This window comes from Roseateles sp., assembly GCF_052436255.1.
Taxonomy (GTDB): domain Bacteria; phylum Pseudomonadota; class Gammaproteobacteria; order Burkholderiales; family Burkholderiaceae_C; genus Pelomonas.
The window spans coordinates 1-12,926 of sequence record NZ_JBQVNP010000033.1 but is presented as its reverse complement, the minus strand read 5'-3'; the positions used below and the strand labels follow the sequence as shown (position 1 = coordinate 12,926).

General features: G+C 68.9%; 17 protein-coding genes. 11 read left to right on the top strand and 6 right to left on the bottom strand.

Going from position 1 to position 12,926, the window contains the following annotated elements; genetic code table 11:
* Positions 1–7: 7 nt before the first annotated feature.
* Positions 8–721 (bottom strand): TetR/AcrR family transcriptional regulator, encoded by a 714-nt coding sequence (locus ACT6S0_RS10165; protein ID WP_444763819.1) that lies wholly within the window; start codon positions 719–721, stop codon positions 8–10.
* 220 nt (positions 722–941) lie between these two features.
* On the opposite strand from ACT6S0_RS10165, the gene ACT6S0_RS10160 reads away from it, so the two are divergent.
* From ACT6S0_RS10160 to ACT6S0_RS10140, 5 genes are all read left to right on the top strand, one after another.
* Positions 942–1,499 (top strand): HNH endonuclease, encoded by a 558-nt coding sequence (locus ACT6S0_RS10160; protein WP_444763788.1) that lies wholly within the window; start codon positions 942–944, stop codon positions 1,497–1,499.
* Positions 1,500–1,613: 114 nt separating this feature from the next.
* Positions 1,614–2,096 (top strand): glycine zipper 2TM domain-containing protein, encoded by a 483-nt coding sequence (locus ACT6S0_RS10155; RefSeq protein WP_444763787.1) that lies wholly within the window; start codon positions 1,614–1,616, stop codon positions 2,094–2,096.
* Between the two features lie 90 nt (positions 2,097–2,186).
* The gene (locus ACT6S0_RS10150; RefSeq protein WP_444763786.1) at positions 2,187–2,462 is read left to right on the top strand and encodes a hypothetical protein; all 276 of its coding nucleotides are present in this window, start codon (positions 2,187–2,189) and stop codon (positions 2,460–2,462) included.
* Complete coding sequence (locus ACT6S0_RS10145) at positions 2,459–2,947, top strand: hypothetical protein (protein ID WP_444763785.1); 489 nt, start codon at positions 2,459–2,461, stop codon at positions 2,945–2,947. The genes ACT6S0_RS10150 and ACT6S0_RS10145 overlap by 4 nt, the downstream gene beginning before the upstream one ends.
* A gap of 251 nt (positions 2,948–3,198) precedes the next feature.
* Positions 3,199–3,858 (top strand): glutathione S-transferase family protein, encoded by a 660-nt coding sequence (locus tag ACT6S0_RS10140; protein WP_444763784.1) that lies wholly within the window; start codon positions 3,199–3,201, stop codon positions 3,856–3,858.
* Between the two features lie 8 nt (positions 3,859–3,866).
* Here ACT6S0_RS10140 and ACT6S0_RS10135 read toward each other — a convergent pair whose 3' ends face one another.
* The 5 genes from ACT6S0_RS10135 to ACT6S0_RS10115 all read right to left on the bottom strand — a co-directional run bounded on the left by ACT6S0_RS10135 (position 3,867) and on the right by ACT6S0_RS10115 (position 8,790).
* Positions 3,867–4,757, bottom strand: a complete 891-nt coding sequence (locus tag ACT6S0_RS10135; RefSeq protein ID WP_444763782.1) for a LysR family transcriptional regulator — start codon at positions 4,755–4,757, stop codon at positions 3,867–3,869.
* Positions 4,754–4,966 carry a hypothetical protein gene (locus ACT6S0_RS10130; RefSeq protein ID WP_444763781.1) on the bottom strand — a complete coding sequence of 71 codons (213 nt, stop codon included), beginning with the start codon at positions 4,964–4,966 and terminating at the stop codon, positions 4,754–4,756. Before ACT6S0_RS10130 ends, ACT6S0_RS10135 begins: the two co-directional genes overlap by 4 nt.
* Complete coding sequence (locus ACT6S0_RS10125; RefSeq protein ID WP_444763780.1) at positions 4,966–6,192, bottom strand: saccharopine dehydrogenase family protein; 1,227 nt, start codon at positions 6,190–6,192, stop codon at positions 4,966–4,968. The genes ACT6S0_RS10130 and ACT6S0_RS10125 overlap by 1 nt, the downstream gene beginning before the upstream one ends.
* Positions 6,189–6,734: a GNAT family N-acetyltransferase gene (locus tag ACT6S0_RS10120; RefSeq protein ID WP_444763778.1), complete on the bottom strand. Its 546-nt coding sequence runs from the start codon at positions 6,732–6,734 to the stop codon at positions 6,189–6,191. Before ACT6S0_RS10120 ends, ACT6S0_RS10125 begins: the two co-directional genes overlap by 4 nt.
* Positions 6,735–6,795: 61 nt before the next feature.
* Complete coding sequence (locus tag ACT6S0_RS10115) at positions 6,796–8,790, bottom strand: SDR family oxidoreductase (RefSeq protein ID WP_444763776.1); 1,995 nt, start codon at positions 8,788–8,790, stop codon at positions 6,796–6,798.
* A gap of 179 nt (positions 8,791–8,969) precedes the next feature.
* Here ACT6S0_RS10115 and ACT6S0_RS10110 point away from each other — a divergent pair, with 179 nt between their 5' ends.
* The 6 genes from ACT6S0_RS10110 to ACT6S0_RS10085 form a co-directional block, all read left to right on the top strand.
* Complete coding sequence (locus ACT6S0_RS10110) at positions 8,970–9,692, top strand: phasin family protein (RefSeq protein ID WP_444763775.1); 723 nt, start codon at positions 8,970–8,972, stop codon at positions 9,690–9,692.
* A 21-nt stretch (positions 9,693–9,713) separates the two neighbouring features.
* Positions 9,714–10,955, top strand: coding sequence for a patatin-like phospholipase family protein (locus ACT6S0_RS10105; protein WP_444763774.1), 1,242 nt, complete (start codon positions 9,714–9,716; stop codon positions 10,953–10,955).
* A 51-nt stretch (positions 10,956–11,006) separates the two neighbouring features.
* Complete coding sequence (locus ACT6S0_RS10100) at positions 11,007–11,384, top strand: DCC1-like thiol-disulfide oxidoreductase family protein (protein WP_444763773.1); 378 nt, start codon at positions 11,007–11,009, stop codon at positions 11,382–11,384.
* The gene (locus ACT6S0_RS10095; protein WP_444763772.1) at positions 11,381–11,992 is read left to right on the top strand and encodes a demethoxyubiquinone hydroxylase family protein; all 612 of its coding nucleotides are present in this window, start codon (positions 11,381–11,383) and stop codon (positions 11,990–11,992) included. Before ACT6S0_RS10100 ends, ACT6S0_RS10095 begins: the two co-directional genes overlap by 4 nt.
* Positions 11,985–12,725: a bifunctional 2-polyprenyl-6-hydroxyphenol methylase/3-demethylubiquinol 3-O-methyltransferase UbiG gene (ubiG, locus tag ACT6S0_RS10090; protein WP_444763771.1), complete on the top strand. Its 741-nt coding sequence runs from the start codon at positions 11,985–11,987 to the stop codon at positions 12,723–12,725. Before ACT6S0_RS10095 ends, ubiG begins: the two co-directional genes overlap by 8 nt.
* Positions 12,722–12,926, top strand: a 205-nt coding sequence (locus ACT6S0_RS10085; RefSeq protein ID WP_444763770.1) for an SDR family NAD(P)-dependent oxidoreductase, incomplete at its 3' end; no start/stop codon positions are given. The genes ubiG and ACT6S0_RS10085, both read left to right, overlap by 4 nt.

The following is a 12,926-nucleotide window of genomic DNA, read 5'->3' as shown; positions in this document are numbered from 1 at the left end:
AATCGGTTCAGCGCCTGGCGGCGCCATTCTTGGGAGCCTTGCAGCGCAGCTCGAGGTCGAGCCCGGCCGGCGTGGCATAAAACTGGATGGTCCGGTCGAAACCGGTCCCGGCCCGCGCGAGCGCGCCGGGGATGCGCATGAAGCGTGCGTCGTGGTGCAGGGAGAGGATCAGGCCGTGCAACTCGAAGCAGATCTGCTCGACGTCGGCGTCGGTCTTCAGATGGCCTTCGCCGATGGACAGCTGGATGGCCTTCTGCAGCGCCGCATGCCAGGCCTTGACCATCGCGACCAGCGCGTCGCGCACCGGGCCGGGCCGATCGTCGAACTCAACCGCCCCGCTGATGTAGATGCAGCCGGAGTCGACCTCGACCGACACGCGCCGCACCCAGCGCTCGAACATCGCACGCAGCCGCGGCAGGCCGCGCGGCTCGCGGATGGCGGTGAAGAAGACTTCTTCCTCGAACTTGGCGTGGTACTCCGTGACGACGGCGATCTGCAACTCCTCCCGCGAGCCGAAGTGAGCGAAGACGCCCGACTTGCTCATGCCCGTCACGTCGGCCAGTGCGCCGATGGACAGGCCCTCCAGGCCCATGTGCGAGGCCAGGCCCAGGGCGGCCTCAAGGATGGCGGCGCGGGTCTGCTGGCCCTTCTGAAGCGAACGCGCAACACGCGCCGGCTTCGCAACGCGCAGCGGGGCGGTCTTCTTGGCGGTGACTGGCAGCGTGGACACGGGCGGAGGGAGGTCAGGAATAAAACGAACGATCGTTCTATTTTGCAGGTCGCTCCCGCGACAGCGCCAGCATCACCCCGTGATTTCCTAGGGTGATGTGCCTAATACTGCCAACAACCTAGGGAACACCCGCGGACGCCCATGTGTCATGGGCGCACGCTTGAGGGGCAAGCGGCTTCTGAAGTAGTCTCCGGCCTGGAGGTTGACTTCTGTGGATGTGCTCCAACTCGATGTCTCTGGCCGGCCTCAGGCCTGGATCACCACCCGTGAAGCGGCCGTGATCTATGCCTGCGACGGCATTGCCTGGACGCTGGGCGACCCCTGCCAGGTGCTGCGTGGCGGTTGGCAGCGCATCAGCGGGCGGCAGTCGCGCATCGAGGTCCACCCCATCATTGCCGTCCGCGGCGCGGTGCCCAGCCGGGCCTGGCGCCAGGCTCCCGCACTGACCAACAGCAAGCTCTTCGTGCGCGACCGCTTCATCTGCGCCTACTGCGGGCACCGCTGCCTGCCCGAAGACCTGACGCGCGAGCACATTCATCCGACCTCGCGCGGCGGCTACGACACCTGGATGAACTGCATCACCGCCTGCCGGCCCTGCAATGGCCGCAAGGGCAGCCGCCTGCCGGAAGAGGCCAACATGAGCCTGCTCTACCTGCCCTATGTGCCCAGCCTGCACGAGGACATGATCCTGCGTGGCCGCCGCATCCTGGCTGACCAGATGGAGTTTCTGCTGGCGAGTGTGCCGCGCAGTTCACGCTTGCATGGATGACTCGCGCGCGCTCCGTTGACGGCGGACGGTAAATAGTTGTAGCCGAGAGCGTCGAGCCGTCAACGGCAGGACAATTGCGAACGTTGGGCTGCCGTTTTGCCCAAGGAGAATCGAATGTCCAAGCTCATGACTTCCGTCACCCTGGCCGCCGCCCTGGTGCTTTCGGCCTGCTCGACGACCAGTCCCGATGTCGTCCAGCGCGGTGATGCGCAGCGTCTGTCGCAGGTGCAGGACGCGACCGTGCTGTCTTCGCGCCCGGTGACCGTCGACGGCTCGCAGAGCGGCATCGGCGGTGTGGCGGGTGGTGTCACCGGCGCCATTGCCGGCAGCTCGGTCGGCGGCCGACGTGAAGGCCAGATTGTCGGCGTCCTCGGCGCGGTGGCCGGTGCCGTCATCGGCAACGCCATCGAGCGCTCGGCCACGCGTGAGGATGCGTTGGAAATCATCGTCCAGCTGCGCAACGGCGAGCGCCGCTCGGTCATCCAGGCCAAGGGCGCCGAGAGCTTCAACAGCGGTGACCCCGTCATCCTGGTGACCACCGGCGGCAAGACCCGCGTCACGCGCGCGCCGGCCGTGGTCCCGCACAGCAACGGCTGACGACAGCCAGGCTCGTGCCGCGCCCGCGCTGGACGCGGCCCTTTGTTGATGCTCCGGACCAGGCCGCCCTGAACAAGGACAATCCGACCCATGAGCATGAAGAAAACCGATCTGGAACGCGTCGCCGGCATGAAGCTGGACAGCGCGATGCGCGGCAAGGCGACACCCGGCCGTTTCGGCCAAGCCGCTGCGGCGCTGCCCGACCGCAAGGCCCAACGCAAACTGGATGCCGCCGCCGGCCTGGTGCCCTTTGCCTGCAAGCTGCCTGCCGAACTGACCGAACAGCTGCGCGAACGCGCCGCCGGCCATGAAGGCGGCATCAACGCTCTCGTGGCCGAACTGCTGGCCAAGGGCTTGAAGGCATGAGCAGCGTCGATCAGGACGAGCCCCTTTTCGAAGCGCGCCTCTGGCGCGACAACGGCTGGACCGCCCAGGTCATCAAGAACGAGGACGACGAAGGCTGGGCCGTCGCGATGTTCAAGGCCGGGCAGAGCGAACCCGCCCTGGTCGGCCCCTGGACCATGGGCCGCGACAAGAAGAACCCCAAGCCGCTGGACGTCAACGCCTTCAACACCCTGGTCAAGACGGCCTCCGAAGTCATTCGCCGCCACGAGCAGCAATTGCATGCGCAGCTGAACAAGGCGCTCTATGTGGCGCGCGACGGCAACTGGCTGAAGATCACGCTGGAGATCGTGCCCGCCGAGGACGACCCCTATGCCTGGCTGAGCGCCTTCGACGCGGCCGACCAGCGCCTAGCCCAGGTCAAGGTGGCCGCCGGCTTCAAGCTCAGCCAGGCCAATGCCGAGGCCTGGGTGGACAACGGCTTCGAGCGGCCCGCCGGGCGGGACTGACAGCAGCACTGCGGATCCGGTTGCCATGCTGGTCCGCGCGTCGCATGCGCCCTTGCCTGCCCCAACCAGCCGGGCCGGGGATCGGCGTGACGCTGCCGCGTTGCCGGGGTCGCTGTGCGCCCCACCCATGCCTTGCTTCGGTCCCTGACGGGATGGCAGAACAATTCTGCACAACGGGCTGAACATCTTCTCAATGGCGCCATTCGGCACCGCCGCCTACCGTGGAGCCTCCCTTCACGACCGGCTCCGCCATGCACGCCTTCGAACTGATCAGCAACCACCTCTGCCCCTACACCCAGCGCGCTGCCATCCAACTCGGTGAAAAGGGCATCGCCTTCGAACGCACCTACATCGATCTTGCCGACAAGCCGGCCTGGTTCCTCAACCTTTCGCCACTGGGCAAGGTGCCGGTGCTGCGTCACGGCGATACCGTTGTGTTCGAGTCTGCCGTGATCTGCGAATACATCGAGGAGGTCTCGCCCGCGGTGCCCTTGCTGCCGGCCGAGCCTGCGGCGCGCGCCCGGGACCGTGCCTGGGTCGAGTTCGCTTCGGCCCTCGTCGGCGACATATTCGCCTTCTATTCGGCACCGGACGAGGCGTCCTTCGAACGCAAGCGCGCCGAGCTGACAGGACGCTTCGCCGCCCTCGAACGACAGCTCGGCGGCGGCAACTACTTCGACGGTGACCGGTTTAGTCTGGTCGACAGCGCGCTCGCGCCCGTGTTCCGCCTTTTCGACAGCTTCGACCGGATTGCCGACTTTGGCGCCTTCACGGGCCTGCCCCGCCTGTCCGCCTATCGCCGCCGGCTGGCCGAACGCGTCAGCGTCCAGCGCGCCGTGGCGAGTGACTACGGCCGGCGCTTCGAGCAGTACCTGGCCACGCGGGGCTCGCACCTGTCCCGGCTGATGTAGCCACCCGGTCAAGCGTCGCCGTTCAACCGCGGCGCCGCCAGCCGGAGCTGATCGGCCAGCGCCTGGCTCGCCCGCGCCACGCGCGGCAGCCTTGCGGCATCGCGGTGCATCAGCATCCACAGCGGCTGAACCAACTCGGGCAGGGGTCCGCCCAGTCGCACGACGCCCGGCAACGCACCGCCGACGAAACAGGGCAGCACGCCGCAGCCGATGCCGGCGCGCACGGCTCGGGCCGCACCCAGCAAGGTGTTGGCGCGCAAGCGGACGCCGCCCTGCGGCGCGTGCTGGGCCAGCCAGACGGCAGGGCCGCTGCATGCCAGCGCCGCGTCGAAGCCCACCCACGGCATGCCGCCGCCCTCGGCGGCGCGGTCAGCCAGGTCACTCGCCACGTACACCGCCATCGCGACCGATCCGACCTGCCGGCCGGTCAGCGAATCGTCCGGTTTGCTGGTGACGCGCAGCGCGATATCCGCCTTGCGTTGCGACAGCGACAGTACCTGGTTGGCCACCAGCAATTCGACCTGCAAACCGGCATGGGTGCGGCAGATCGACGCGAGCATGTCGGGCAGCAGGTACTCCGCCACGGCATCCGGCGCGGTGAGCTTCACGGGGCCGTCAGCGGCGGCATCCAGGCCGCCGATGCGGCGCTCCAGCGCGGCCGCATCGTCGCGCCACCTGAGCGCCAGCTGCCGCACCGCGTCGCCGGCCTCCGTGGGGCGCAGCGCGGTGGGCAGCCGATCAAACAAACGCGTACCCAGGCGTCGCTCGATGCCCTGCAAGCGCCGCGACAGCGTCGGGTGGCTGATGTTGAGTTGCAGCGCGGCCGCCGACAGCGTGCCGTGCTCCGCAATGGCCAGCACCATGCGCAGATCGTCCCATTGAAGCGCGGGTGTCTTCACACGCAGCCTCCATGTGCAGCGTGCAGCGATCGAGACGTTCCGGGCAGCCCGGCCAGGCGCCGGTGAAAGCCCGTCACCGTCAGCTCCGTGCAGACGCAGCCATTCGCTCCGGCCGACTTTGCCGCTTTCAGCGTCGCCAGCGTCTCGGCCAGGTTGCCTTCCAGCGACCCATGCATGCGCGGCTGCGCAATGGCCCAGCGGGTTGTCATCAGGCCGCGATCTCGAAGCTCAGCCCGGCGCGGGCCTGCACGCGGCGCACCAGGGCCAGGCCCATGGCGCTGCCAGGTGTCCACACGCCGCCCGGCGTCGCGTCATGGCTCACGTCGCGCACCAGGCACAAAGCCGCCTCGCTGATGAGCTTGCAGGTCGAGCCGTAGCCGGGGTCGCGGTCGCCCTTGACGATGGCGCGCAGCGTCTGGCCGCCGGCCGCCCGCCCGGCAAACCAGACCTCGTAGCGGCCGGCCTCGCGCGCGGCCTTGCCCGGGCCGTCGCCCGGCTGGGTCAGCACGAAGCGGCGCAGCAGCGCCCGCGTCGGTCCGAAGCCCAGGGCCAGGTTTTGCAGCTGGGTGAAGCGCGCCAGCGCCTTGGCCTTCCTGCGGCCCTTGTCACCCTGACCGGGCTTGCCGGTCAGCAGCTTCTCGCTGTAGACGAAGCCCCGCCCCCAGGGGTGGCCGCGCAGGGCGTTGCTGCGGTGGATGTTCTTGGTGTTGATGGTGGCCATCACGAAAGGGCCGGCCCAGGCGTCGGCCCAGTCGTCGAAGTCGGCGCCCTGGTCGTTCGGCTGGCGCGGGCCCTTGAAGCCGCCGGCCAGGGCGAAGGGGTTGGTCATGAGCTTGATCAGGCCGGGCTCGCGGCGCACGGCCTCGATGGTCTCCATCATGCTGGCCAAGGTGCCGCCGGAGAACGTGCCCTTGAGCCGCGCGACCCGGCCGCGCACCTCGGGCAGCGGCGCGCCGAAGCGGGCCTGCGCTTCGGCCTGCAGGTAGACAACGCCAAGGTCGAAGGGGATGGAGTCGAAGCCGCAGGAGAAGACGATGCGCGCGCCGCTCCTCTGCGCGAGCGGCGTGAGCTTGTCGATCATGCGGGCCATCCACAACGGTTCGCCGCAGAGGTCGACATAGTCGGTCCCCCCTTCCGCACAGGCCGTGGCCAACGGCTCGCCGTGCAGCTGGTAGGGGCCGACCGTCGTGATGACGACGCGGGTGCGTGCGACCAAGGCCTTCAAAGCAGCAGCGTCGTTCGCATCGGCCTTCAGCAGCGCGACCGAAGGCGGCAGGTGCAGCTCGTCGCGCACCTTGGCGAGCTTGTCGAGGCTGCGCCCGGCAATCGCCCAGCGTGCGCCGTCCGCGCCGCTGAGGTGCAGGTATTCGGCCACCAGCCGGCCGGTGAAGCCGGTGGCGCCGAAGACGATGAGGTCGAACTCCTTGGCTTTCACGCAGGCCTGCCCTTCATCGCCAGCCAGTCGCTGCGCAGCAGCGCCAACGCATGGCAGTCCACGTACTGGCCGGCCACGAAGACGACGCCACGCTGGATGCCCTCATGCTTGAAGCCGCACTTCTCGGCCACGCGCCGCGAGGCATGGTTGTGCACCGACATGCCGCAGGACAGGCGGTTCACCGGCCAGTTCTCGAACAGGTAGTCGACCAGCAGCGATGCCGCCTCGCTGGCCAGGCCCTGCCCGCGCATCGAGACATCGGCCAGCGTCCAGCCGATCTCGCGCGCCGTCGTGTAGCGAGCGGCGGCAAAGTGCACCACATCGCCGATGACGCTGCCGTCGAGCAGGTGGCAGATCAGCAGCCGCTCGGCGTCTTCATTGGCGAAGCCGCTGTCCTTCCAGCGCTGCTCCACCGCATGCGGCGTCATCATGCGCGATCCCAGGAAGGGCCCGCGCACCTGCGGGTCGCCGGTCGTGCGCTTCAGCCAGGGCAGGTCGTCCTCGGTGACGTAGCGCAGGCCGACGCGTTGTCCTCTCAGCATCTGATTTGTCCCCTGAATGAAAAGACCCGGCCGAAGCCGGGCCCGTGTCGAGTGTCGCTGCTCAGAAGTGGATGCCTCGCATCATCTGCTGCATGGCAATCGCCTCGGGCGACAGGCCGGACTTGCCGGACTTGTCGCCCTTGGCGGCCGAGCTGTCGGGGAACATGCGGAAGGTGGTGTTCATGACGATCTGGGCGATGCGGGGTGCGGCGGCATGCAGCATCTCGCCCGAGATGCCCAGGCGCGTGGCGATGCGCACCGGCTTGTTGATGCAGGCCTGCGCAATCATGTCGCCGGCCTCCTCGGGCGCCAGCGTCGGCACGTTCTTGTAGATGGCCGTGGGGGCGATCATCGGCGTGCGCACCAGCGGCATGTTGATGGTGGTGAAGGTCACGCCGGTGTCGGCGAACTCGCTGGAGGCGCAGCGCGTCCAGGCGTCCAGCGCGGCCTTGCTGGCCACATAGGCGCTGAAGCGCGGTGCATTGGTCAGCACGCCGATGGAGCTGATGTTGACGACATGGCCCTTCTTCTTGGCCACCATGCCGGGCAGCAGGCCCATGGTCACGCGCAGGCAGCCGAAGTAGTTCAGGTCCATCGTGCGCTGGAAGTCGTGGAAGCGGTCGTAGCTGCTCTCGATGGCGCGGCGGATGGAGCGGCCGGCGTTGTTGATGAGGAAGTCGACGCCGCCGAACTCGTCGTTGCACCACTGGATGAGCCCGGCGCAGCCGGCCTCGTCGGCGATGTCGCAGGCATAACTGTGAATCTGAGCGTCCTTGCCGGCCTTGTCCTTGATCTCCCTGACCGCCTCGGCCAGCTTGGCTTCGTCACGCGCGCAGATCAGCGTGATGGCGCCGGCCTCGGCGAACTTGATGGCCGCGGCCAGGCCGATGCCGGAGGAGCCGCCGGTCACCAGCACCACCTTGCCGCCGGTCGCGCCACGCAAGGACCGGTCGATGAAGAGGGCCGGGTCGAGATGACGCTCCCAGTAGTCCCACAGCCGCCAGGCGTAGTCGTTCAGGTCGGGGCAGGCGATGCCCGAGCCCTTCAGCGCCGCCTCGGTGTCGCGGCAGTCGAAGCGCGTGGGGTAGTTGATGAAGGTCATCATGTCCTCGGGAATGCCGAGGTCCTTCATCACCGCGTTCTTGATGCGGCGCACGGGCGCCAGCGCCATCAGGCCCTTCTTGACGCTCTTGGGGATGAAGCCCATCAGCGCCGCGTTGATGAAGAGGTTCATCTTGGGCGCATGCGCGGCCTTGCTGAAGATGTCCAGCACATCGCCGACGCGGTAGCCCTGCGGGTCCACCAGGTGGTAGCAGCCCTGGCCTTTGCTGACCTTGTGCGAGATGTGGTCGAGCGCATCGACGACGAAGTCCACCGGCACGATGTTGATGCGGCCGCCTTCCAGGCCGACGCTGGGCATCCACGGCGGCAGGATCTGGCGCATGCGCTGGATCAGCTTGAAGAAGTAGTAAGGGCCGTCGATCTTGTCCATCTCGCCGGAGGTGGAGTCGCCCACCACCAGCGCGGGGCGGTAGACCGTCCACGGCCGCCGGCACTCCTTGCGCACGATCTTCTCGCTCTCGTGCTTGGTCATGAAGTAGGGGTGGTCGAGGTTCTCGGCCTCCTCGAACATGTCCTCGCGAAACACCCCTTCGTACAGGCCTGCGGCCGCAATCGATGACACATGGTGCACATGACCCGCGTCGATGGCCTGGGCGAACTCCACCATGCTGCGCGTGCCCTCGATGTTCACCGCGACCTGCGACTCCTCGTCGGCACCCAGGTCATAGACCGCAGCCAGGTGATAGAGGTGGTCGATCTTGCCCTTGAGGCTCTTGATCACGTCGCTGGCCACGCCGAGCTTCTTGCCGGTAAGGTCGCCGTAGACAGGGATCGCGCGGGTCTTGGAGACACCCCAGTAGGCGAGCAGGTCGGGCAGCTTGCCCGCGCTCTCCTCACGCATCAGGAAATGGACCGTGCTGCCGCGCCGCGCCAGCAACTTCTTGACGAGTCGCTTGCCGATGAAGCCGGTGGCGCCAGTGACGAAATACTGCATGCGGGTCTCCTGCTTGTTGGATGGGGTGATCCGCGCTGATTCTTCACCAGCGCTCCCGGCGTCTCGCTGGGCACTTTCCCGAGGGGCGACATAGAGCGCACTCACTAGGAATGGCCGTGCTGGCGCGGGATGCCGCCGCTACAGTGCGTCGGCAATTCGCTAACTCGCAAGGACACCCCATGGTCAAGAAGCTCCAGAAGATGGCTGACAAGAAGAAGGCTGCGGCCGCCACCGGCTTCCCCGCTGGCCTGCTCGACAGCGCAATGGCGCAAAACGTCAAGGACAGCGCCCAGCAGATCTGGGCTGCCGGTCTGGCATCCTTCTCCAAGGCCCAGGGCGAGGGTGGCAAGGTTTTCGAGGCCCTCGTTTCGGAAGGACTCAAATTGCAGAAGAAGACCCAATCCGCCGCTGAGGAAAAGCTCAGCGCCGTGGCCAGCAAGATGAGCGGCGTGGCCGGTGATGTCGGCGCCAAGGCCGGCCAGCACTGGGACAAGCTGGAATCCATCTTCGAGCAGCGCGTCGCCAAGGCGCTCAAGACCTTGAACGTGCCCTCGGCCAGCGACGTGCAGAGCCTGATCAAGCGCATCGACGACCTGGCCGTCTCGGCTGGCCTCAAGAAGGCCGCGCCCGCTGTCAAGGCCAAGAAGGCCGTCGTCAAGAAGGCTGCCGCCGCGAAGAAGGCGGTTGTCGCCAAGGCCGCGCCCGCCAAGAAGACCGCCGTCAAGGCCGTCACCAAGGCCGCACCCGTGAAGGTGACCGTCAAGGCCGTGGCCAAGAAGGCTGCCGCTCCGGCAAAGAAGGCGGCTGCCACGCCCGCCAAGAAGGCCGCCCCGGCCAAGCGCGCCCCGGCCACCAAGAAGGCCGCCTCAGCACCGGCCGCCGAGCAAGCCGCTCAAGCCTAAGCACTCCAACTCTCTGCGACCATGAGCCAACCGAGGATCGGTTTGGCCTTGGCGGGCGGAGGCCCACTGGGCGCCATCTATGAAGTTGGCGCCCTTTGTGCTTTGGAGGAGGCTGTTCAAGGCCTCGACTTCACCGCCTGCGACGGCTACATCGGCGTCAGCGCGGGCGGCTTCATCGCCGCCGGCCTGGCCAACGGCATGACGCCGCGCCAGCTCTGCGCCGCCTTCATCGAGAACACCGCCGAGGCGCCCGACCGCTTCGACCCGGCCGAGCTGTTGCAGCCGGCCTGGGCCGAGTTCGGCGAGCGCCTGCGCCTTGTCCCGCAACTGCTGGCCGACGCGGCGCGCGAAATCCTGCTGGAAGGCCGCTCCGTGCTCGGTGCCGTCGAACGCCTGGGCCGCGTGCTGCCCACCGGCCTGCTGAGCAGTGACCGCTTCGGCGCGGCGCTGACGCAGGTCTTCGCCAAGCCCGGCCGCACCAACGACTTCCGCGAGCTGCGCCACCGCCTCGTGCTCGTCGCGACCGACCTGGACAGTGGCGACGCCATCCCTTTCGGCACCGAGGGCTGGGACCATGTGCCCATCTCGCAGGCCGTGCAGGCCAGCGCTGCGCTGCCGGGGCTGTTCCCGCCGGTCAAGATCGACGGCCGGCATTACGTGGACGGCGCGCTCAAGAAGACGCTGCACGCCTCCGTGCTGCTGGACCGGGGGCTGGATCTGCTGATCTGCCTGAACCCGCTGGTGCCTTATGAGAGCAACCGCCTGTCGCCGCGCGATGCGCGCTCGCGGCGGGCCAGGAAGCTGGCCAGCAAACTCGGCCGTCCGGCCTTGCGCGCGCTGCAGCCGCGCATCCACCGCCTGGTGGACGGCGGCCTGCCGCTGGTGCTGTCGCAGACCTTCCGCTCGCTGATTCATTCGCGCCTGGAGCTCGGCATGCGTGGCTATGAGCTCAGCCACCCGCAGACCGACATCCTGCTGTTCGAGCCCGACCCGCGCGATGCCGAGCTCTTCATGGCCAACACCTTCAGCTACAGCCAGCGCCGCCACCTCGCCGAGCATGCCTACCAAGCCACGCGCGAACTGCTGCGCGAACGCGCCACGACCTTGGGCCCGCAGTTCGAGCGCGCCGGCCTGGCCCTGCGCCTGGATGTTCTGGCCAACCGCGAGGCGCGCCTGCTGCCCGCGCCGCAGGAGACCCGCATCGAGCAGGCCCTGCGCGAACTGCGCGGCAGCTTGACCGTGCTGGAGGCGCGGCAGGGCTGAGGCATACCCGAGCGTCGGCAAGGTCACGGGCATGTGGGCAACATGCCCGGCATGCAAGCCAGCAAGACGCCCCAGGACGCTTCACCCACGGTCTATTTCGACGGTGATTGCCTGGTCTGCAGCCGCGAGATTGCGATGTACCGGCGCCAGCCGGGCGCCGATGCGGTGTGCTGGGTCAACGCGGCCGCCTGCGATGCCGGCGCCTTCGGGCCCGGCCTGAGCCGGGATGCCGCCCTGGCGCGGCTGCATGTGCGCCGCGCCGATGGCACGCTGGTGGGGGGTGCCGCCGCCTTCATCGCCATGTGGGCCGCGTTGCCGCGCACGGCGATGCTGGCGCGCTGGCTGAACCACCGGCCCGTGGTGGCGCTGCTGGATGCGGCCTACGGCGCCTTCCTGCTGCTGCGCCGCGCCTGGCGGCGGGCGCCATGAGCCCCGCCCGGCCGTCCGAAGGGGCTCAGCTCCCGCCTGGCGGGACGGCGCGTAGCGCCCAGGGTGCACCGGTGATGGCGGTGCTCGACCGGCCAGCGCTGCCCTCTGCGCTGGCCGCCGACCTGCGCACCGATCATGCCGGCGAGACCGGCGCCGTCTTCATCTATCGCGGCGTGCTGGCAGTCAGCCGCAACCCCGCGCTGCGCGACTTTGCCCGGCGCCACCTGGCCACCGAGCAGCAGCATCTCGCCGTCGTCGAAGCCTGGCTGCGGCCGCGCCAGCGCAGCGCCCTGCTGCCGCTGTGGCGCATCAGCGGCTGGCTGACCGGCGCGCTGCCGGCGCTGTTCGGCCCGCCTGCGGTCTACGCCACGATTGCTGCCGTCGAGACCTTTGTCGACGGCCACTACCAGGAGCAGATCGACCGCCTGACCGGCGACGCCACCTGGGCCGGCCTGCGCGCCGAGCTGGAGGCCTGCCGCCGGGACGAGGCCCATCACCGTGACGAAGCGCAGGCTCATGCCGGACCGGCGGGCCTCGTGCTGCGGCTGTGGTGTGCCGTGGTCGGCAAGGGCTCGGCAGCCGCCGTCTCGGTGTGTCGCCATGTCTGAAGGCGCGCGCAGCAGCACCGTCATCCCCGCCGAGGTGGCCCGCTTCGACGCCTGGAGCGCCACTTGGTGGAACCCACAGGGCCCGATGCGGCCGCTGCACGTCACCAATGCGCTGCGCCTGGACTGGGTGCGCGACGCCATCCGCCGCCACCACGCCGGGCGCACCGACCTGAGCCTGCTGGACGTGGGCTGCGGCGGCGGGCTGATGGCCGAGCCGCTGGCGCGCGACGGGCTGCGCGTGGTGGGCATCGACGCCTCGGCCGGCAACATCGGCGCGGCGCGGCGCCATGCCGGCGAGCTGCCAGCGTTGGATTACCGCGTCGGCGAGCCCACCGTCGCGCTGCGCCCCGACGAGCGCTTCGACATCGTGCTGGCGCTGGAGGTGGTGGAGCATCTGGACGACGTGCCGGCCTTCCTCGCGCAGGTGGCCGGCCACGTGGCGCCGGGCGGGCTGCTGATCGCCTCCACCATCAACCGCACCGCGCGCAGCTGGCTGTTCGCGATTGCCGGGGCGGAATACATCTTGCGCGTGCTGCCGGTGGGCACGCACCGCTGGCAGCAGTTCGTCACGCCGGCCGAGCTGGAAGCCGCCGCCACGCGCGCCGGCCTGCGGCCGCTGCAGCGGCTGGGCATGCGCTACCTGCCGCTGCTGCACCGCGCCAGCTGGACGCGCGACACCTCGGTCAATTACCTGGCGAGCTTTGCCCGCCCCGCTTTGGAGACTGCTGCATGAATCCCATCGTCCTCGTCACCGGCGCCCGCGGCGGCATCGGCCGCGCCCTGTGCGCTCAGTTGCGGGCCCAGGGCTGGCAGGTCGCCGCCGTGGGCCGCGAGGCCGCCGGCCTGGCCGACGTGCCGGCCGCGCTGCGCATCCAGGCCGACACCACCACGCCGGAAGGCGCTGCCGCCGCCATCGCCCAGTGCCGCGAGGTGC